This is a genomic window from Tetragenococcus koreensis (assembly GCF_003795145.1).
Classification (GTDB): Bacteria; Bacillota; Bacilli; order Lactobacillales; family Enterococcaceae; genus Tetragenococcus; species Tetragenococcus koreensis.
The window spans coordinates 2,285,337-2,305,216 of sequence record NZ_CP027786.1 but is presented as its reverse complement, the minus strand read 5'-3'; the positions used below and the strand labels follow the sequence as shown (position 1 = coordinate 2,305,216).

The following is a 19,880-nucleotide window of genomic DNA, read 5'->3' as shown; positions in this document are numbered from 1 at the left end:
TACCGACAAAAACACGACCTGTCAAGACAGATCGTGTTTTTATTGCGTATCCACTGCGTTTTCTTCCATTTTATTACTTAAACAAGCAAATTCTTCTAGTGACAAGGTTTCGCCACGGCGAGAAGGATCGATTTCAGCTTGTTCCAAACTTTCTTGCAACCAGGCTTTCGTTGCAGGATCTTTCCCATAAGTATGCTGCAAGTTGTTCCATAAAGTTTTACGGCGCAATTGAAAAGCGGCTTTGGTTAATCTAAAAAAGGCTTTTTCATTGCTTACCTGAACTTTTGGTTGTCTGCGGCGCGTCAGCTTCAAGATTGCTGAATCCACCTTAGGTTGTGGTACAAAAACGGTTTTAGGAACAATGAATGAAATTTCTGTTTCCATATAATACTGCACCGCAATGGATAAAGAACCGTAAGCTTTAGTCCCAGGTTTAGCGTTGATGCGTTCTGCGACTTCTTTTTGGATCATCACAATCATTTCAGCTACTGGAAGTGTCGATTCCAAAAAATGCATCATAATAGGTGTAGTAATATAATAAGGTAAATTAGCGACGACTTTAATCGGCAAATTTTCAAAAAAAGCTTCATCCGTTACTTTTACTAAATCCGTTTGTAAGACATCTTGATGGCGGATCGTTACATTCGTAAACTCTTGTAAGGTATCAGCTAAAACGGTAATCAGCCGCTCATCAATTTCAAAGGCCAATACTTGCGCCGCATTTTGCGCTAAGTGTTCAGTCAAAGCACCAATCCCAGGACCTACTTCGATGATGTTCGTTTCTTTCGTGACATCTGCCGTCTGTACGATTTTATGCAAAATATTGGGCTCGGTTAAGAAATTTTGCCCCAAACTTTTTTTCAAGGTAAGTCCGTGTTTAGCTAAAATTTCTTTGGTTTTTGAGGGTACCGCAATTTCTCTTTTATCTTTCACAAATTTTCCTCCACGATTTTCATGGCTTTTTCTAGTTCTTCTTCAGTAATGCGAAACATCGCTAAACGCTTTTCAAGTTGTTTGCCGTTGGTATAGCCAATTCGCAGTTCATCTCCCAATAATTCACGACGTCTTTTCGCTTGCTTTCCACCTAGTAGACCGTAATTGAGTAAAGATTGTCGTGGGATTTTGGGTACATCTTGTTCTTTCGTTGGTGTTACCACGTGCTCTAGTGCTGCTAAAATCGCTTCATCACTAGCATGCTCCACTCCTAAACTAGCATATTTTCTTTTGCCTCGTGCTTTATCACGCGGTAAAAAAGCATGCTTAGCGTCGGGCACTTCATTCATGATGATTTTACGAATTTTTTCACCCGAGTAATCAGGATCAGTAAAAACGATCACGCCGCGAGTTTCTTGCGCATGGATAATACGCTCAATGATTTCTTCGTTAATCGCAGAACCAATCGTTTCAATTGTATCAACCGGGAATACCTCCTGGAGCCGTCTCGTATCATCTTTACCTTCAACGACAATGACTTCTTCTATTTTTCCTCCATTCATTGGTTAATACCAAACAGTCGATGCGCATTCGTAGTGGTCTGTGCAGCCACTTCTTCAACACTGAGGTCTTTTAATTCTGCAATTTTTTCCACGACATAACGCGTATAGCCGGGCTCGTTTTGCTTGCCACGATAAGGAACAGGTGCTAAATAAGGCGCATCCGTTTCTACTAGCATCCGATCAAATGGCATTTTTTTAGCCGCTTCTTGTACATCAAGTGTCTTTTTGAAAGTAACGACGCCGCTATAAGACAAGTGCATACCTAAATCTAAAAATCGTTGCGCCCATTCATAATCGCCATTGAAACTATGCATAATGCCGCCGATGTCGTGGATCTTTTCATCTTTTAAAATCCGGTAAGTGTCTTCCATCGCATCTCGATTGTGTACACTAAATGGCAGCTGCATTTCGCGTGCCATAGCGATTTGCCGGCGAAATACCTTTTCTTGCACATCTTTGGGATCGTCCATCCAATGATAGTCCAAACCAATTTCTCCTAAGGCAACAACTTTAGACTTGGTTAATTCTTCCTGTAGATAATTTTCGACTTCTTTTGTATAGCTTCCGGCTTCGGTGGGATGCCAGCCGACGATGCTATAAATATTTTCATACTCTTGGCTTAACTTTTGGGTTTTCTCGATGGTCGGATAATCAAATCCAACCACTGCCATTTCACTAACTCCTAATTCTTTGGCATGTTCGATGGTTTCTGCTTCGATGCCGGAAAATTCTTCGGCGTTTAAATGCGTATGTGTATCAAAAATCACAAAATTTTCCTCCTTGTTTCTCGGACAAAAGCTTGTTGATTCATTATCCGTGATTTGTTTTTCGGATAATCGTTCACTGCTTTATTATCCGTGATTTAATACTTGGATAAGGCTTACTTGATTCTTTCTCCGTTATTAACTATTTTGGTTCACTTTTACTGTTTTATTTGTATTTTCGAATAAAAGTCGTGGGCTTTATTATCCGACATTCAAATTTCGGATAATAATTTTGCATTTTATTATTCGTAATATGAGTTTTGATAAAAAGATTCCATTTTCTTTATTCATCCAAACCGTTTCTTTTAAATAAAGGAAACTGTTTCAACTCCTTATATATCCTAGCATATTTTCATTATTTTTAGAACAAAGAGTTTTTGGCTAACATTCTGAATGAACCAATTTCATAATTCACTTTTCCAAAAAAGCAAACACTCATCCAATTTCGAATTGTGTGATTTTTTCGAAATTCTATGACTATTTCTTTTTCTTCGTTGTCTTAGCGACACGTTGATTGGCAAAGTTTCGTGCATTATAAGTGAGCTGGATCAAGTGATAAAAAGCAATCGCATGACTGGGTTGATAAAAACGGGTATTGTCTAGCTGGTAATTTTCTTTTAAATAACCATTAACGCGTTCGACACTGCTTCGCTCATTGTATTTCCGTTGCCAGGCACGCGTTCCTCGAGCTGGATGATTATACTTTCTTGGGTCATTCATTTGTTTGACTTTGATGACTTTTTGGCAAAGTCCTTCGTGCTGTAGTGGACAATCTCTACAATATTTTTCGGGTCGAGCATATTTCAACGCCCCATATCTTTTATCATAACTGTCATATTTATAACCATATTCAAGCAGACAGGTCGGTGCGTAGTGAGCGTCTACTTCGCCATCGTTTTTCGCTATTCGTTTTAATGGAATGATGGGTTCGATATCTAAGGCGTGACATTCCTGATAGATTTCTTTGGCGTCATAGCCTTTATCTAAAGAGAGATAAGGGGCCTCTTTTTCCATTCTTAACGCTTCTGCCACCTTGCGAATGGTGGGAATCGCTAAAGTAACATCTGAAGCAAAAGCAGAAGCGATATGCATGTTTAAAATATATTGGCTTTTCGTAGAAACAGCGAGTGTCCCTTTATAGCCAAACCAAAAATAATTCTTGCCTTGACTATTTTTCTTCACGCCCCATGAAGCATAAGAAGGTAGGGTCTCAAGAATGGCTTCTGTGGTCATGCTTCGTTGTGCTTCAGTCGATGGGAGCTTTGGATTATCTGTTTTTACAGGCTTTGTCCGTGCTTCGATCGAAGTCACATCAATCGCCACATTCTCTGTAAAAATGTCCAACTCTTCATGAATGAGTTGGAGTAATTGCTGGTTTATCCTTTCCAAAACAGAAAGATGGTTTGCCAAAATCGCCATCACTCGCGAATAGGTGGCTTCTGAAGGAATGGGTTCAGAATAAAGAAAACCGACGCTTAGTTTCAAACGTAAATCACTTTTCAAACGTTGAATCAAGGCTTTTTGTGTAGGAATTTTCTGATCAATCCGTGCCATTAAGGAACGGAGCACCGCTTCATAATTGACGGTAATAGACGGTCCGACTTTCGTATCTTTTTGAAATAAATCTAACACTTTTGTCCAATCGATTGGGGAGAAAATTTCTTTATACTTCTCCTGAATATCCAATTTTTCTAAATAATCGATGTCAAATAAAGTTGGTTGTTGTATAATAGACATAAGGAATCCCTCCTGGCGTACTTGTCTGTCTAGGACAACCTAAGTGTACCATATGGGGAGGTTCCTTTTTTGTGTTTTTTGAACGTATTGTCATATCAAGGATTTAACAAGGCAATGAATTATGAAATTGATTCGAATATAAATGAAAGAAAAACTTTTTGTTCGATTGCATTTTTCCGATAATTCCACTATTCTATATAGTATGTATAGTTGTGTTAAAAAAATGGCAAAGGAGACCGATTAAATGTACATTATTTTAGGAATTTTATTCCTTATTTTTTGTCTGATCTTTTACATGGTCTTCGTTGAACCGCGCCGTTTAAAAGAAAAACATTATTTTATTAAAAAAAATAAAAAAAAAGTATTGGACATTTCCAATGCCTTCGACCTTTACGAACAAGATTCTAACATCATTATTTGTCACTTAAGCGATTTTCACTTCTCTCGCAGCTTTAAACCTCAACGAATCAATCGTGTCATTCGTTCTATTATGGATGTTGCTCCTGATTTAATTGTTTTTACAGGCGATTTAATTGATAATTATGAAAAATGGCCCACTAAAGAAACTCAGCGGCTAATTGAGAAATTGAACAAAATGACTGCGCCTATGGGAAAAATTGCGATCTTAGGTAACCATGATTATCGCGGGGAAGGTTATTATTTTGTCAAAGAAGTATTAAGCCAAGGTGGTTTTACCGTTTTGGAAAACGAAGAAATCTTTGGTTCAAATGATGACGTTTCAATTAACATTGCTGGAATGGATGATTGCTTAAACGGTGAGCCGCAGTTTCGTTTTGAGCGTACCTTAGCCGAATGGCATCTGCTTTTAGTGCATGAACCTGATGCCGTATTAGATACTGAAAATATTAAAGATTTTGATTTAATTCTAGCCGGACACAGTCATGGCGGACAAATTCGTCTGCCTTTCCTTTTTTATAAAATCAAAGGTTCATTAACTTACACCCATGGGTTATATCTCTTAGCTAAAAAAACTTTGCTTTCGATTAGTAATGGGATCGGAACATCTATGCTACCGGTGCGTTTTGGCGTGCCTCCAGAAATTATTTATTATCATTTAGCCAAAAGCCCAGCGGAAGCAAAACAAAAAAAATAAATTCCATGAAATCAATAGAATTGATCTCATGGAATTTTTCTATTCTTGCGTTAAACCTTCATGAATTTTATCGATGTTCCATTTCATCATCGCATAATAACTATCTCCCTCTTCTCCAGGTTCAGCTACTGAGTCTGTAAATATCTCAGAATAAATCGGAATACCAGAATCTTGAGAAACACTTTGCATTGGACTAGGATTGACACTCGTTTCAACAAACAAAGATTTTACATTCGTATCTTCAAGTTGGTCGACCACTCTTTTTGTTTGTTCAGGCGTACCTTCTTCTTCGGTATTGATTTCCCAAATATAAGAAGCAGGTACATCATACGCTTGGGAGAAATATTTAAAAGCACCTTCGCTTGTTACAAGTAGTTTTTCATCTTCAGGAATATCACTGAATTTATCTTTAGCTTCTTGATCCAACTCTTCTAGTTCATCTAGATAACTATCTAAGTTTTCTTCATAATAATCCGCATTTTGTGGATCTTTTTCACTAAGATGTTTTTCGATATTTTTAGCATAAGTCATTCCGTTTTCCAGGCTCATCCAAGCATGGGGATCTTGTTGATCTTGGTCTTCCCCTTCTTCTAGGTAAAGCGGCTCAACGCCCTGACTTACTGCAAAGTAATCTTCATTATCTTCTTTGTCTGCATTATCCATTAAATTAGTAAACCAAGCGTTACCGCCTGTTTCTAAGTTCAAGCCGTTATAGAAAATTAAATCAGCCTCTGTTGATTCTTCGACATCTTCAGGTAGTGGTTCGTAATCATGAGGATCTCTTCCGACAGGAACAATGCTGTGTAAGTCGATACGATCTCCTGCGATTTCTTTTGTCATATCATTTATAATGGAGTTTGTTACTACCACATCTAACTTGTCGCTGTCTTCTCCACTAGATTGTTGGTGGGCATAAAAACCAATACCTCCAGCAAATAATGCCACTACCAGCGCCACAATGAAATAACTTCTTTTGCCGTGTTGAATTCGTTGTTTAGGCGATAAGAAAAATCCAATGACAAACATAAAGGCTGCTGTTAATACGATACTAGAACCAGCTGCAATATTAAAGCTATAGCCAATAAAAAGCCCCAGTACTGAAGAAATGCCACCTAAAATGGCTGATAACACAATCATGGTTTTTAACCGTTTAGTATAAAGATAAGCGGTTGCTGCTGGCGTTACCAAAAGTGCAACAATTAAGATTGTTCCGACACTTTGCATCGCCGTAACCGAAACTAAGGTTAATAAAATCATCAGTAAGTAATGATACACTTGCACCCGCATACCAAAAGCTTTGGCCATATTAGGATCAAACGAAGTGATTAAAAGCGGGCGGTAAAAAATAATAATTGCAGCAATTACAAATAGAGCAATACCAATGGTTAGCCATTTATCTACATCTTGTACAGCTAGAACGTTCCCAAATAAAATATGAAATAAATCCGTCGAGCTGTTTGCTACACCAATCAAAATAACCCCTAAAGCCAGGAATGAACTAAATGTGATCCCAATGGCTGTATCACTTTTGATCGTACTATTTTGCGAAATATAGGTAATCAGGATCGAAGCTAGAACCCCAAATACAACAGCACCTGCAAAGTAATGAATCCCTAAAATAAAAGATAACGCCACACCCGGTAAAACCGCGTGAGAAATGGCATCGCCCATTAAAGACATCCCTCTTAAAATAATAAAACAACCAACCACACCTGCGACTATACCAATGGCAACTGAGGTCACTAAAGCATTTTGCAAGAAATGATAATCCATTAATCCTTCAATAAAATCACTAATCATTTACCTGACCTCCTCCAACGAAAATAGTGTCACCAAAAGCCTCTTGTAAGTTCGCTTTCGTAAAGGTTTCATCCGTCGGCCCTTTGGCAATCAATTTTTTATTTAAAATGACGAGTTCATCAAAGTATCTTTCTACTTTACTCAAATCATGGTGAACGATGAATATCGCTTTACCTTCTTTTTTAAAACCGCTCAATAATTCCATGATAATTTGTTCGCTAGTCGCGTCAATTCCCACAAAAGGTTCATCTAAGAAAATGAAAGTCGCATCTTGAACAAATGTACGAGCAATTAAGATCCGTTGGAATTGACCGCCCGATAATTCGCCAATTTGACGATCCTTAAATTCTTCCATTTTAACTAAAGCTAACGCATGATCCACTTTTTGCCAATCTTCTTTTGTTATCCGTTGAAAAAATTGCTTTTCTGGGTATAGCCCCAATGAAACACATTCCCCAACAGTAATAGGAAATGTATAATCGATATCGCTTTTTTGTTCCACATAAGCGACTTCTTTTTTCCTTTTTTGTAATGGTTTTCCATCTACTGTAGTTGATCCGCCTCCGTCAATCAAATGCAAAGCGGACTTAATAAAAGTTGATTTTCCAGCACCATTAGGTCCGATAATACCAACAATCGCCGGTTTATCAACTGTAAATGTCACATCTTCTACTGCTTGATGAACACCATCGTAGCTGGCAGATATATTATCAAATGCTATCATAGTCTTCCTCCATCTATCTAATGCTTTTTAGGTGTACCTAACTTTATCTTTAAGCCCATTATATAATTTCCTTTTATTTTATGCAATAGAAAATACTTGTTTTTTGTCATTTTTGAAACGAATGAATGCTGATTTAAACTCTTTTACAATTATTGACAGAAATTTTTTAAATAATGGCAAAAAATAAAAAGCACGTATGGAGATCACTTTGCAGAAATCCATACGTGCTGTTATGCATTTAATCTTTTGTAAAGCCTTCTAGTAATCGATTTTGGCCGGAAATTTTTTGGATATCCGTGATATCTTGGGTCACTTCTAAGCAACCGAGATATTGGTTTTCTTGATTTTTTAAAGCAAAGTAGCGAATATAGATTTTGCGTTCATTGATATCAATCCAAAAATCTGCAGTATCGTTTTCTCCTGAATGAAAATCGGTTAAGATTTTTTCGACGATATGCATACTTTTTGGCGGATGACAGTTCACCACTTCTCTACCAATAATTGACTTTGTACGTGGAAAAACGCGTTTTTTTCCTTCTGAGAAAAAACGGACGCGGTCATTATGATCAACAAAAGTTAAATCTACGGGCAACACTTCAAAGATTGCTAGTAACTGTTCTAGTTGTAAAATCCCTGTAGGAAGCACCACTGTATCTTTTGAATCAACAGTTTGCCAATCGTATTCTTCTACTTCTTGTACTTGGGCATTTGCTAAACCTTCTGCAATCCCGTCTGTTGTTTCTTTAGCCTGTTGGATGGCTGCTTGTCTTTGTACTTCACGTTCTTTTTCTTTTGCCAGATCACTAGGCCCAGCTTGCCAGCCAAGGGGTGCGGGAATAAAAGCAAAACCAATATCATAGCTATCTTCAGCAATATTTTCCCAATCTTTTAAACTAAAAACATCTAGTGTCATCGGTGTCATAATTTCTTCTTCTTTAAAAATCATTTCTTCGATTTCATGTTTAGCAGCTTCCCATTTTTCCGAAAGTGGATTAAACGCAGCACGCGGGTTTTCGGCATAAACAAGGACATCTTTTATTAGCTCTCGGATCTCATCATCAACACCCCACATGACTTGAGGAGGCGCAGTTATGCCGTATTTTTCCATATAAGAAAAGATTAGCGTTTCTTTACGAGCATAGTGTTTATCCATTTGTTTGAGGTCTTTCAGTGCTGCAATCAACCGTTCTTTTTTCTGCCAGTCTCCTTTGCCGATTTTTTTCATTAGATCATCAATTTCATCGGTAACCAATGATTGTAATACTTGATTTTCCAATTTCAATGTATGAACCGGATGTCCTGGCTGTCCGTAAGCTGCATCAGATTTATGAATATCATTAATGGACCCTTTGAAAACGGATGCATGAATATTACACAATTTTTGGATCTCTTCTGGTTTTAATCCGCCTTGAATCAATGACTTTTCTGCTGAAGTAATTTCCGTCACATCCACACCATCAAATTCTTCGTTAAACAAACGTTTGGCCTCTTCAAATGTCCCTTCTTCGTGCAGCATCGATAGAATTTCTACAATTCGTTTTTTACGTTCTTCTTTTGTCCGTGCCATTTCATTCTACCCCTTTTACTTCAAAACCACGCGCTTCAAATGCTTCAATCACTATCTCTAACGGAATTTTTTTCATTTTGGCACCCTTGGGAATTGTCATATATCGTCCTGCCGTTTGTAACATACCGGGTTTATTAATATCTGCAAAGCCTAACTCCGTCATAATTTCCTTTGTGACTGGATATTCTTTGACTAAAGTCGCTAAATTTTTAGAAAAATCAATTTCCATCATTTTTTCACCTCTGACTAAGAATGATTCTCAATTAACTTAATTATACCTTAACCTGTACAATTATTCACTGGTTCGACTGATGATTTTTAACAAAAAAGCCTCTTTAGACTTAAAAAGTTGATAGGCAGCTGTTTACTATCTTAGATAACAGAAAAAATACAGTTCTCTCTTATATTTATTTGCACAAAACACTATATTTTTCGTTTGTGATATTTTATACTTGTTGTTGGTAATTATAAAAGGAGGAAAAATTTTATGAAAAAACTTGTTAACAGTTTGTTGGTACTTTCATCAACAATTGTATTCAGTGCTTGTGGCGTAACGACTCCCGATAATGTGGAAAGTTCATCAGAAGCAACAAATCAATCTACGGAGGAATCCGCTGATGCGGCTTCAGGTGCCTCAGAACAAGAGGAGTATGCCGATCCTAGTGAATTAGAAGACAATTACGATGTAGTGATCGTGGGGGCTGGTGGCGCAGGAATGTCTGCTGCTATTCAAGCCAAAGAAGATGGCGCTAATCCAGTTATTTTAGAAAAGTTACCAGTCGCAGGTGGTAACACAACGAAATCTTCTGGAGGTATGAATGCGTCAGAAACTAAATTTCAGGAAGCAGAAGATATCGAAGATAGTAATGACACCTTTTATGACGATACCTTAGAAGGCGGTCAAGAAACAAATGATAAAGAGCTATTACGTTATTTCGTTGATCATTCATCTGATGCGATTGATTGGCTCGATAACATGGGTATTACTTTAAACAATATTAGTTACAGCGGCGGTGCCAGCGTCCAACGGATTCATCGACCAGAAGATGGTTCCGCAGTTGGTGGTTATTTAGTCGAAGGATTATTGCGTAACGTAGACGAAAATGATATTCCGATTTTTGTAAACACCGATGTGACAAAAATCAACGAAGAAAACGGTCAAGTTAATGGTGTTGAAATTGAGGTGAACGGTGATAAACAGACGATTGACGCAGATGCTGTTGCTGTAACAACAGGCGGTTATGGTGCCAATGAAGAAATGATCGAAGAATATCGTCCCGATTTAGAAGGCTATGTAAGTACCAACTCCGAAGGCAGCACGGGCGATGGCATTAAAATGATCGAAGAATTAGGCGGGCAAACGGTTGATATGGACCAAATCCAAGTCCATCCTACCGTTATTCAAGAAGATGGAACGTTAGTGAGTGAAACTGTACGTGGCGAAGGCGCAATTTTAGTTGATCAAAAAGGCGAACGTTTCTTCAATGAAATGGAAACGCGTGATAAAGTATCAGATGCCATCACTGATCTACCAGAAGAAGGGGCTTATTTAATATTTGACGATGCTTTAGCTAATCGGGCAAAACAAGTTGATTTTTATCAAGAGCAAGGATTTGTCGAATCAGGTGATACGATCGAGGAATTAGCGCAAGAAATCGATGTTCCCGCAGATAATTTAACAGAAACATTGGATTCTTGGAATGAAGCAGTGGATAACGAAGAGGATTCAGATTTTGGACGTGAAACGGCGATGGACTATGATTTAACAGAAGGGCCTTTTTACGCCATCAAAATCGCGCCTGGTATTCATCACACCATGGGCGGTGTAAAAATTAACACAGACACTAAAGTACTAGATGAAGAGGATCAAGCAATTTCTGGTTTGTACGCTGCTGGTGAATTGACTGGCGGATTACACGGTAACAACCGCATTGGCGGTAATGCAGTGGCTGATATAGTTATTTTTGGTCGCCAAGCTGGTACACAAGCAACGAAATTTGCCCAAGAGAATAACTAAAGAGGCAATTCCTTTAGTATTAGTCGAAAAGAACTAAACAAAAGGGCAGATAATAAAAGCACGAAATTTCATCCGTAAAAGCAAATAAAATAGCAAACGCAGCGTACACATCAAGAATTATTTTCTTCTTGAAGAATGTTTACTTGCGCTTGCTATTTTTAAATTGCCTCAGGCCAATACTTTTTTAATACCTGGGCGGTTTGTTCATAGGTGTGATTGGCAGTCGCTTCAATGCCCTCATTTAATAATTTATCACTGACGACTTCAATGCCAATAATCGAAGGATTTACGCCAGCGTTTTTAATCATAGCAATAAAATTAGCTAAATCAATATCGCCATCTCCAGGTGCCAAACGATCATGCATCGCTTCTTCACGCAAAACCGTAGGCGCGTAAGGTCGCTTGTAGGCATCATTTAATTGAATCGAAATAATTAACTCAGCATCTTCGGCGGTTAACTCAGACAAACCTTGATCAGCTCGGAACCAATGCCAAGCATCTAAAAGTATGCGCGCATTATTTACCTGAGCTTTTTTGACGAGTGCTTTGGCGCTAGCAAAGTCAGGAATTCCACTATAAGGCATGGGCTCTACGGAAACAATTAGTTCTTCTGCCCTTTGACATAGTTCCTTTAACTTTTCTGCAATCCTATCAAATGGATAATTCTCCATCAACGCAACATTCACCTGTTTTACGCCAAATAAATGACACATGTGAAAACAAATTTGTTCTTTGAATTTTTCTTCATAAGTTCGTTCGTTTGCCGCCCAACCTTGGATACATTCCACTTCTGCTACACTGATTTGATATTTAGCTAAAATTTGTAAAAGATCCTTGTCGGTAAGTCCTTCAGCTAATGCGTCAACATAAGCTTCAGCTGTAAGTCCGATTCCTTCATACCCTGCTTGTGCCGCAACGCTCACTCTTTTTTCAAATGGACAATCTGAACCTAGTGTCAAAGAACTGATCGTTAATGGCATCTCCTTTGACATAAAAATCAAGCTCCTTTGTTGAATTTTTTATTTTTTCTTCTTCATATAATAATAGACAGGAATCCCGATCGCTGTCACACCAATACCTGTAAGGGCTAAGCCAGGAGTTGTAATTAAAGTCATAATTAAAATAAAACCGCCACCTAGCATGGCAATCAATGGAACAACCGGGTATAGTGGAACTTTGTATGGACGATGCATCTCAGGTGCACGTTTTCTTAAAATAAAAACGGCCGCAAAAAGTAACATGCTAAATGACCACATGACAAAAATCAACATATCGGTCAATAGATCAAAAGTGCCTAAAGTCATCATAATACAAGCAATCACTAATTGTGCAATGGCTGCTATATATGGAATATTCGTTTTTTGTGAAATTTTCTTAAGGTGTTTACTAAAAGGAAATTCATCTTTTAAAGCCAGCGCGAAAGGTACACGAATTCCGGTCATCGTATAGCCATTTAACGCACCATACACGGAAATTAAAATACCAAGCGTCACAATTCTACCGCCCAAATTGCCAAATAACTGGTTAGCTACGTCAGAAGAGGCATTAAGATTTCCGGCAATTTGATCTGCTGGTAAAGTTTTTAAATAAACAAAGTTAATAACCCAATAAACGATGGCCACTGAGCCTAATCCTAGAATAATGGCTTTGGGTAAATCTTTTTCGGGTTGTTTCATTTCGCCCGCAATATTGCCGACATTTAACCAACCATCATAAGCAAACAATGTTGCTAACAAAGCTGCACTAAACCCTGACGCCCAAGAATTATCTCCGCCAATGCTTAAATCAGTCACGCCCACTTCAACTTGCCCTGGTTGAATAAGTCCAGCGACAACAATCACTAAAATCGGTAATAGTTTGATAAGAAGGGTAAAAGATTGGACGTTTGCAGCAATTTTGGTACCTAATAAATTAATTCCAGTCACACTTACAGCAGTAATCATGGCAAGCGGAACTAAAAATTGATTATTTAATTGAAAAAGATGAATAAATTGCGTCGCAAAAATAATACTTAAAGCTGCGATATTTGCCGGAAAATAAATGATGCTTTGAGCCCAGCCTAGTAAAAAGGAAGGCAACTTGCCGTAGGTGACTTCGATATAGCGAATAGGTCCGCCTGTTTTAGGAATGGCCGTTGCTAGTTCAGCTACAGTCAAGCCGCCACAAATCGTCAAAAAACCCGCAAATAGCCAGGCAAATAACGTCAGTCCTGCTGATTGCGTATGTGATACAACCGCGGCTGCCTTAAAAAAGACGCCTGCGCCGATCACAGTACCCATAACAGTAGATAACGCGCCTGAAAAAGAAATTTCTTTTTTTAATGAATTTGTCGCCAAATGATTACTCCTTTATTTTTATTTTGAGAAAAGTATAATGAATTTTTTATAAAACTATCAATGGTCGCTAAATCGTAGTGATTCGAGAATTTTGGACACTACGCCTCGCTTTCGCTCGCCCTAGTACTGTTCATCTCTTCGCTTATGCTTCGATCTCATCAAGGTCTAAGCGACTAGTCGCTAAGGCCTTGAAGGAGCTACTCTTAGCTCCCTTTGGTCGCTAAATCGTAGTGATTCGAGAATTTTGGACACTACGCCTCGCTTTCGCTCGCCCTAGTACTGTTCATCAGCTACTCTTAGCTCCCTTTGGTCGCTAAATCGTAGTGATTCACAGCAAAAAAGAAAGAGTGCGCCTCTTTCTTTAGCTTGCTTAAAATTCTTCGTGTTCTGCCGGGTCTTGACCGGTTAAGCGACCGTTTTCTTTGGTTAATGCGTTCATCGTTGTCATGTCTTCTTTACTTAACTCAAAATCAAAGATAGCAAAATTATTTAATTGGCGCAAGTGATGTGATGCTTTAGGGATTGGCAACACATTTAATTGTATTTGCCAGCGTAAAATAATTTGTGGAATACTTTTTCCATATTTATCTGCTATTTTTTTAATGGTTTCATTTTGTAAAATTTTAGATGCCCGACCTAAAGGACTCCAAGCTTGTGTGATAATTTCTTTTGAAGCGTCAAATTCACGTTGTGCTTGTTGATTAAATTCAGGATGTAATTCGACTTGATTGATAACAGGTAAAACGCCGGTTTCTTTTTCTAAATGTTCGATATGTTCAGGTAAAAAGTTGCTGACGCCAATCGAACGAACGAGTCCGGATTTTTGAGCATCGATCAACGCTTGCCAGGCCTCCACGTATTTTTCTTGTTTAGGATTAGGCCAGTGAATCAAATACAGATCAATATAATCTAAATCCAAGCAAGCAACAGATTCTTCAATTGCTGCAAGTGCTTCTTGGTAGGAATGATGCCGACCCGGTAGTTTTGAAGTCACCGTAATTTGATCGCGCGGGACACTGCTATTTTTGATCGCACGTCCTACTGTTCCTTCATTCTCATAATTCACTGCGGTATCTAACAAACGATAACCAACTTGCAAAGCTTGTTCGATCACTCGAGTACCGTACGTTCCTTTTAATTTGTACGTACCAAAGCCCAATTTAGGAATATTAAAGCCATCCGATAGTTCATAAAATTCATTCATAGTCAATCTCCTCCTACAAAAATCATACCATATCTACTTCAGATTGAAAGCTATTGCTTCCAATGTTTTTATTCGCATTAATTTCCCACTCCTTGTTATAATGAGAAGTGGAGGTGGACAAAATGTTAAGTAAACAATGGTCAGAAGAACTACCTGTTGCTGGTATCAAAAAAATTCACTCAATGGCAGGAGGCGATGTTAATCAGGCCTATCGAGTGGAAACAGAAGAAGGCCCTTATTTTTTATTAACACAGCCCCATCGTTCTGCTGATTTTTACCAAGGTGAAATTGCAGGGCTAAAAGCTTTTGAAAAAGCGGGCATCACCGCTCCACGGGTGATTGGTAACGGACAAATTGATGGCGACGCTTATCTTTTAATTACCTTTTTAGATCAAGGTAGTGGTAGCCAAAGTGATTTAGGACGTTTAGTTGCTGACATGCATCAACATTATAGTCCCAACGGTAAATTTGGTTTTGACGAACCTTCTACTGGATCAGATTTAACTTATGATAACGCTTGGTGTGACACTTGGCGTGAGTTATTTGTAGACCGGAGAATGGACGTATTAGCTGCTGAATTATTACGAAAAAAATTATGGGGCAAAAAAGAAGAGGCTCAATATCAAAAAGTACGTGAAGTCATGAATGATCGTCTAACCCAACATCAAAGTAAACCTTCTTTACTTCATGGGGATTTATGGGGCGGTAATCACATGTTTTTAAAAGATGGAACACCCGCTTTATTTGATCCTGATGCACTGTATGGAGATCGTGAATTTGATTTAGGCGTAAGTTTGGTATTTAATGCGTTTAATGATGAATTTTATCAAGCTTATCAAGAAGCCTACCCTCTTGATTCTGGTTATGAAGAGCGTCTAAAATTTTATAGTCTGTATCTTTTAATGGTTCACGTAAATAAATTTGGTTCCATCTATGCAGCTGGTGCTAATCGTACGATGAATGATATCTTATATAACTCATAAAACAGAAAGGGACGGTGCTCTATGAACTTAAATTTAGCAGGAAAAACCGCCTTAATCACCGGTGGCGGTGCAGGAATTGGTTTGGCTACAGCGAAAGCTTTAAATGAAGAACAAGTCACAACCGTACTGTTTGATAAAAGCTTTGCCCGTTTTGATGAAGCAGATTTTGCTGATTCGCAGTTAGTTAAAACAGTAACTGGCGATGTGAAAAATCCAGAAGAACTCGCAAAACTGCATCAAGAACTAAAAAAACAAGAACAAACCATCGATATTTTAATTAACTGTGCTGGTATTACAGGCGCCCAAGGTGACTTCTCTGAAATTTCACTTGAAGATTGGCATGAAGTATTTGATATTAATTTCTTTGGTTCGGTCAATACCACCAAAGAATTCCTCGGCGATTTACGAGAAAAAAACTGGGGCCGTGTGCTCTTTTTAGCTTCTGAAGATGCATTACAGCCTTATGATGATGAAATTCCTTATTGTGCTACTAAAGCTGGAATTTTAGCACTATCCAAAGGCTTAGCAAAAACACTTGGGCCCGAAGGTATCACTGCAAATGCTGTTTCGCCAGCCTTTATTAATACTTCGATGACAGATAAAATGATGGAAAACCGCGCGGACGAATTAAATGTTTCTTTTGACGAAGCGATTCAATCTTTCTTAAAAGAAAAGAGACCTTTTATGACTAGTTCACGTCGCGGTTATCCTGAAGAGGTAGCCAATGTCATTACCTTTTTATGCTCTGAAAAAGCTAATTTTGTCAACGGGGCAAATTATCGTGTGGACAGTAATTCAGTAGGAACGATTTAAACAAACTTTTAAAATGACGTACTTGTCTTAATTAGGAGGAAGCAATAATGAACTATTACGACCAGCACCTGCACACTTTTTTATCTTTTGATTCGCAAGAGATCTTTGAAAACTACTTGTTAAATAATCCGGCTTATTTTGTAGCCACCGATCACTTAGATTTACACAATCCGGGAAATGATTTTCATGATGATATTCCTGATTATGACAAACTATCGCAAAAACTAGGCGAACTAGCAGCCAACTATCCGACTACTTTTTTAAAGGGTGTCGAAATTGGCGTTGTTCCAGGACAAGAAGAACAGATCAATGACTACCTTAATCAACATCCCTATGATCTAAAACTTTTAAGTATTCATCAAAATGGAAAATTTGATTACATGGATGATGTGGTCTTGACCAAAGATAAATATAATATTGCTAAAATGTATTTTGATCAAATGGCGCAGGTGTTAGATACTTTTTTTGACGCGCAAATTTTGACCCATTTTGAGTATGGATTACGTCGGCTTGATTTTACTCCCCAAGAGTTAGAAGAGCATTTTGAAAAGGAACTAAGTCTGATTTTAAAAAAGGTCATTCAGCGAGAAATGGCGCTAGAAATCAACGCAAAAAGTTTTGGTCATTATCAAAATGCCAATCTTTATCGTTATGTTATTCCATTATATAAAAGCTTAGGCGGGAAATTCTTCACTCTAGGCTCTGATGCCCATCAAGCAGCTGACTACCAGGCACTATTCCCAGAAATGGCTGGGCTTTTAAAAGAATTTGATATCAACTTTTTAGTTGCTTTTCAAAAAAACGAGCGCTTTTTTACAGAACTGCCATAAAACAGAAAAATTTGCCTTCTACACTTGAAAAGGCAGGGAGCTTTACGCTTCCTGCCTCTTTTTATTCTTTATCATCTTTTGGCTTTTCTTCATCTTTTAATTCTTTAGGATCAATCACGTCATTATCTGCTGCTTCTTGATGGGCCTCTTTGAATATTTTTTCTTTTTCGTCCTTATATTTTTCTTGACGTTTGGCATACACTTCTTCTTTTGATTGATCTTTTTTGTCGTCTGCCATGTAAATCCCTCCTCTTTTTTATCTGGGGGTTCAACTCTACTTTAACTATAAAGAATTTTTTTTATTTTGTAAATTAAGACAACTTGAAGGCGCTGTCTGTTATAATAAAATAAACATTAAATGGAAAGGGCGTGTTCTCGATGGCTACAATGGATGACATACTCGATAGTTTCTTTGGAAGCAAAATTGACGTGCTTAATGAAGACTATGATAGTATTATTGATGATCCAGAAGACCTTATTCGAGTGATTCTTAAACTTACAGATAGAATGGAAGAGAGCCAAAGTTTTTCTGATATAAAGTTACTTGAGCAGTTCTATCTAACTGATTTGCCAAAAAACTACATCATTTTTCCTGACGAAGTACTAGCTATTCATAGTGTGCTTCTTGATTTTTATCAGTTTCTTTACGAGAATCATTACTTATCAACGGAGGTATATAAAGACTTATTATCGTTTTTCCAAGAAAATAAACATACCTTTCTCAAGCGGATGGGTGATGAACAGTTCTGGACAGGTGAAAAGAAAAAACAGATGGACAAGATGGATCAAGAATTACTAGATTCGATGCCACCTGAAATGGATAACCTTTTTCAGGATTTGAACAATATACTGCAAGAAAGCTCAGATTATAAACCTAAAGACAACATCATTGCATTTCCGACAGATAAGACAAAAGAACTTGAAGGCAGTATGGACTACGCTGTCCAGTTGCGAGTTGATTTAAAAGGCTTTAAACCACCCATTTGGCGCCGTGTACTCGTACCTTTTAAGTATACATTAGCTGACCTGCATGAAATTATTCAAAATTGTTTTGAATGGGAAAGTGAACACCTCTATCTATTTACTGCAGATGGCTTCCTCTTTGAACCAGCTGAAATGAATATTGATGATTTTTGGGATGAGGACAACGCTTCTTACAATCCATCCGAAGTAACCGTCGGTGAAATTTTTACCCGGTTCAATACTGTTGATTATATTTATGATTTTGGTGATGATTGGCAACATACAATCAAATGTGAAGATATTTTGCCGGTGAATAAACTTGAACAAAACTTTAAAAAAGTTGATACGAGTCACCTACCAGTATGTGTTACCGGACGTCAAGACGCGCCGCTGGAAGATTCACGTGGAGAAGGTGAATTTGCACCATTTGATTTAGACAAGATCAACGCCAAATTAGCTAAATTATAATGAAAAGCCAACTGGGAATTTTCTCAGCTGGCTTTTTTCATTTTTTTGAAGAATAAATCTCTAGGTTTCCCTTCATTTTACAAGCTAAAAGGTTAAAATTAATGATTTGCAGCAAAATTTTTGCATAATTTTTGAAGTTCTTCATAGAGCTCTTGTGCTTCAGTTAAATCACGTACATTAGCACCACTGGCTAAAGCATGGCCGCCACCATGATAGCGTTTAGCAATTCCATTGATAGCGGGGCCTTTTGAACGCATGCGTACCCGATAATAACCTTCTGCCTGTTGAACAAAAATTGCCCATGCTAATACGCCTTCGATCGCGCCAGGTAGTGGAACCACTCCAGAAGTTTGCGCATCTGAAACGCCAAATTCTTTTAACATTTCCGTACTAAATGTCAGTCGGGCTGCGCCAGTCTCATCCATTTGCAAATTCTGATAAACATACCCTGACAATCGGGCTACATTGCTTGAAATTTGTTCGATTTGGCGATTTAACGTTGCGTAATCAAAACCAAAATCAATCAAATCTGCAGCAATTCGCAAGGTGTGAGCAGAAGTAGAGGGATATAAAAAGCGACCTGTATCCCCAACGATTCCAGCATACAGCAAACGAGCAGCATTTTGGCTCATATGTAATTCCGTTGGAAATAACTGCCAAAAGTCTGCAATAATTTCACTACAGCTTGATGCTTCATCTTCCACCCACATTAAATCCCCATAAGGCTCTTCGTTAGGATGGTGGTCGATTTTAATCAATTTAGCTCCCAAATTGAAGCGATCATCGCTAATTCGCGGGGCATTCGCTGTGTCAGTAACAATGACCAAGGCTCCTTGATAAGTTGTTTCATTGATTTCTTGCATCTCTGCTAAATAGTCCAGACCTTCTGTGGGCCCGCCAACTTGATAAATCTTTTTATCAGGAAAACTAGCACGTAAAAGCTCAGCTAAGCCGACTTGCGATCCAATAGCATCAGGATCAGGTCGTTGATGCCGCTGAATAATAATTGTTTGATAAGCTTTGATTTCAGCTAAAATATCTTCTTGCACACTCATTTTATTTCC

General features: G+C 38.1%; 19 protein-coding genes. 6 read left to right on the top strand and 13 right to left on the bottom strand.

The features are described from left to right. Positions 1 to 39: 39 nt before the first annotated feature. The 4 genes from rsmA to C7K43_RS11025 form a co-directional block, all read right to left on the bottom strand. Positions 40 to 933, bottom strand: coding sequence for a 16S rRNA (adenine(1518)-N(6)/adenine(1519)-N(6))-dimethyltransferase RsmA (rsmA, locus tag C7K43_RS11040; RefSeq protein WP_124006895.1), 894 nt, complete (start codon positions 931 to 933; stop codon positions 40 to 42). Then, positions 930 to 1,496, bottom strand: coding sequence for a ribonuclease M5 (gene rnmV, locus C7K43_RS11035; protein WP_124006894.1), 567 nt, complete (start codon positions 1,494 to 1,496; stop codon positions 930 to 932). Before rnmV ends, rsmA begins: the two co-directional genes overlap by 4 nt. Next, positions 1,493 to 2,263, bottom strand: coding sequence for a TatD family hydrolase (locus C7K43_RS11030; protein WP_124006893.1), 771 nt, complete (start codon positions 2,261 to 2,263; stop codon positions 1,493 to 1,495). Before C7K43_RS11030 ends, rnmV begins: the two co-directional genes overlap by 4 nt. A 474-nt stretch (positions 2,264 to 2,737) precedes the next feature. Further along, positions 2,738 to 3,997 carry a transposase gene (locus C7K43_RS11025; protein WP_226996654.1) on the bottom strand — a complete coding sequence of 420 codons (1,260 nt, stop codon included), beginning with the start codon at positions 3,995 to 3,997 and terminating at the stop codon, positions 2,738 to 2,740. Between the two features lie 244 nt (positions 3,998 to 4,241). Here C7K43_RS11025 and C7K43_RS11020 point away from each other — a divergent pair, with 244 nt between their 5' ends. Then, entirely contained in the window at positions 4,242 to 5,111 is an 870-nt protein-coding gene (locus C7K43_RS11020; RefSeq protein WP_124006892.1) for a metallophosphoesterase, read from the top strand. A 39-nt stretch (positions 5,112 to 5,150) separates the two neighbouring features. Here the strand turns inward: C7K43_RS11020 and C7K43_RS13645 are convergent, their stop codons facing one another. The 4 genes from C7K43_RS13645 to C7K43_RS11000 form a co-directional block, all read right to left on the bottom strand. Further along, positions 5,151 to 6,911, bottom strand: a complete 1,761-nt coding sequence (locus C7K43_RS13645; RefSeq protein ID WP_124006891.1) for a metal ABC transporter permease subunit — start codon at positions 6,909 to 6,911, stop codon at positions 5,151 to 5,153. Continuing rightward, a complete protein-coding gene (locus C7K43_RS11010; RefSeq protein ID WP_124006890.1) occupies positions 6,904 to 7,635 on the bottom strand; it encodes a metal ABC transporter ATP-binding protein in 732 nt (243 codons plus the stop codon). Before C7K43_RS11010 ends, C7K43_RS13645 begins: the two co-directional genes overlap by 8 nt. Positions 7,636 to 7,873: 238 nt before the next feature. Then, positions 7,874 to 9,202: a DUF438 domain-containing protein gene (locus C7K43_RS11005; protein WP_124006889.1), complete on the bottom strand. Its 1,329-nt coding sequence runs from the start codon at positions 9,200 to 9,202 to the stop codon at positions 7,874 to 7,876. 1 nt (position 9,203) lies between these two features. Beyond that, the gene (locus C7K43_RS11000) at positions 9,204 to 9,434 is read right to left on the bottom strand and encodes a DUF1858 domain-containing protein (protein WP_124006888.1); all 231 of its coding nucleotides are present in this window, start codon (positions 9,432 to 9,434) and stop codon (positions 9,204 to 9,206) included. A gap of 255 nt (positions 9,435 to 9,689) precedes the next feature. On the opposite strand from C7K43_RS11000, the gene C7K43_RS10995 reads away from it, so the two are divergent. Beyond that, positions 9,690 to 11,219, top strand: coding sequence for a flavocytochrome c (locus C7K43_RS10995; RefSeq protein ID WP_124006887.1), 1,530 nt, complete (start codon positions 9,690 to 9,692; stop codon positions 11,217 to 11,219). A 158-nt stretch (positions 11,220 to 11,377) separates the two neighbouring features. On the opposite strand, the gene C7K43_RS10990 is transcribed toward C7K43_RS10995, so the two are convergent. From C7K43_RS10990 to C7K43_RS10980, 3 genes are all read right to left on the bottom strand, one after another. Further along, positions 11,378 to 12,211, bottom strand: a complete 834-nt coding sequence (locus C7K43_RS10990) for a sugar phosphate isomerase/epimerase family protein (protein WP_124006886.1) — start codon at positions 12,209 to 12,211, stop codon at positions 11,378 to 11,380. 27 nt (positions 12,212 to 12,238) lie between these two features. After that, the gene (locus tag C7K43_RS10985) at positions 12,239 to 13,555 is read right to left on the bottom strand and encodes an APC family permease (protein WP_124006885.1); all 1,317 of its coding nucleotides are present in this window, start codon (positions 13,553 to 13,555) and stop codon (positions 12,239 to 12,241) included. Between the two features lie 370 nt (positions 13,556 to 13,925). After that, positions 13,926 to 14,759 (bottom strand): aldo/keto reductase, encoded by an 834-nt coding sequence (locus C7K43_RS10980; protein WP_124006884.1) that lies wholly within the window; start codon positions 14,757 to 14,759, stop codon positions 13,926 to 13,928. Positions 14,760 to 14,881: 122 nt separating this feature from the next. On the opposite strand from C7K43_RS10980, the gene C7K43_RS10975 reads away from it, so the two are divergent. The 3 genes from C7K43_RS10975 to C7K43_RS10965 are packed head-to-tail and all read left to right on the top strand — an operon-like array spanning position 14,882 to position 17,385. Further along, entirely contained in the window at positions 14,882 to 15,742 is an 861-nt protein-coding gene (locus C7K43_RS10975) for a fructosamine kinase family protein (RefSeq protein ID WP_124006883.1), read from the top strand. A 21-nt stretch (positions 15,743 to 15,763) separates the two neighbouring features. Further along, a complete protein-coding gene (locus C7K43_RS10970; RefSeq protein WP_124006882.1) occupies positions 15,764 to 16,555 on the top strand; it encodes an SDR family NAD(P)-dependent oxidoreductase in 792 nt (263 codons plus the stop codon). Positions 16,556 to 16,602: 47 nt separating this feature from the next. Beyond that, a complete protein-coding gene (locus C7K43_RS10965) occupies positions 16,603 to 17,385 on the top strand; it encodes a PHP domain-containing protein (RefSeq protein WP_124006881.1) in 783 nt (260 codons plus the stop codon). A 61-nt stretch (positions 17,386 to 17,446) separates the two neighbouring features. Here C7K43_RS10965 and C7K43_RS13280 read toward each other — a convergent pair whose 3' ends face one another. Next, positions 17,447 to 17,623 carry a hypothetical protein gene (locus C7K43_RS13280; protein WP_168712004.1) on the bottom strand — a complete coding sequence of 59 codons (177 nt, stop codon included), beginning with the start codon at positions 17,621 to 17,623 and terminating at the stop codon, positions 17,447 to 17,449. Positions 17,624 to 17,763: 140 nt separating this feature from the next. Between C7K43_RS13280 and C7K43_RS10960 the strand changes: the two genes are divergently transcribed. After that, on the top strand, positions 17,764 to 18,816 hold the full coding sequence (locus C7K43_RS10960; RefSeq protein ID WP_124006880.1) for a plasmid pRiA4b ORF-3 family protein: 1,053 nt from the start codon (positions 17,764 to 17,766) through the stop codon (positions 18,814 to 18,816). 98 nt (positions 18,817 to 18,914) lie between these two features. On the opposite strand, the gene C7K43_RS10955 is transcribed toward C7K43_RS10960, so the two are convergent. Further along, a complete protein-coding gene (locus tag C7K43_RS10955; RefSeq protein WP_124006879.1) occupies positions 18,915 to 19,871 on the bottom strand; it encodes a DHH family phosphoesterase in 957 nt (318 codons plus the stop codon). Positions 19,872 to 19,880 lie beyond the last annotated feature (9 nt).

Coding starts and splice junctions, on each gene's coding strand:
- rnmV (WP_124006894.1), bottom strand. CDS start 1,496: ATGAATGGAGGAAAAATAGAAGAAGTCATTGTCGTTGAAGGTAAAGAT.
- C7K43_RS11025 (WP_226996654.1), bottom strand. CDS start 3,997: ATGTCTATTATACAACAACCAACTTTATTTGACATCGATTATTTAGAA.
- C7K43_RS11020 (WP_124006892.1), top strand. CDS start 4,242: ATGTACATTATTTTAGGAATTTTATTCCTTATTTTTTGTCTGATCTTT.
- C7K43_RS13645 (WP_124006891.1), bottom strand. CDS start 6,911: ATGATTAGTGATTTTATTGAAGGATTAATGGATTATCATTTCTTGCAA.
- C7K43_RS11010 (WP_124006890.1), bottom strand. CDS start 7,635: ATGATAGCATTTGATAATATATCTGCCAGCTACGATGGTGTTCATCAA.
- C7K43_RS11005 (WP_124006889.1), bottom strand. CDS start 9,202: ATGGCACGGACAAAAGAAGAACGTAAAAAACGAATTGTAGAAATTCTA.
- C7K43_RS11000 (WP_124006888.1), bottom strand. CDS start 9,434: ATGATGGAAATTGATTTTTCTAAAAATTTAGCGACTTTAGTCAAAGAA.
- C7K43_RS10995 (WP_124006887.1), top strand. CDS start 9,690: ATGAAAAAACTTGTTAACAGTTTGTTGGTACTTTCATCAACAATTGTA.
- C7K43_RS10990 (WP_124006886.1), bottom strand. CDS start 12,211: ATGTCAAAGGAGATGCCATTAACGATCAGTTCTTTGACACTAGGTTCA.
- C7K43_RS10980 (WP_124006884.1), bottom strand. CDS start 14,759: ATGAATGAATTTTATGAACTATCGGATGGCTTTAATATTCCTAAATTG.
- C7K43_RS10975 (WP_124006883.1), top strand. CDS start 14,882: ATGTTAAGTAAACAATGGTCAGAAGAACTACCTGTTGCTGGTATCAAA.
- C7K43_RS10970 (WP_124006882.1), top strand. CDS start 15,764: ATGAACTTAAATTTAGCAGGAAAAACCGCCTTAATCACCGGTGGCGGT.
- C7K43_RS10965 (WP_124006881.1), top strand. CDS start 16,603: ATGAACTATTACGACCAGCACCTGCACACTTTTTTATCTTTTGATTCG.
- C7K43_RS13280 (WP_168712004.1), bottom strand. CDS start 17,623: ATGGCAGACGACAAAAAAGATCAATCAAAAGAAGAAGTGTATGCCAAA.
- C7K43_RS10960 (WP_124006880.1), top strand. CDS start 17,764: ATGGCTACAATGGATGACATACTCGATAGTTTCTTTGGAAGCAAAATT.
- C7K43_RS10955 (WP_124006879.1), bottom strand. CDS start 19,871: ATGAGTGTGCAAGAAGATATTTTAGCTGAAATCAAAGCTTATCAAACA.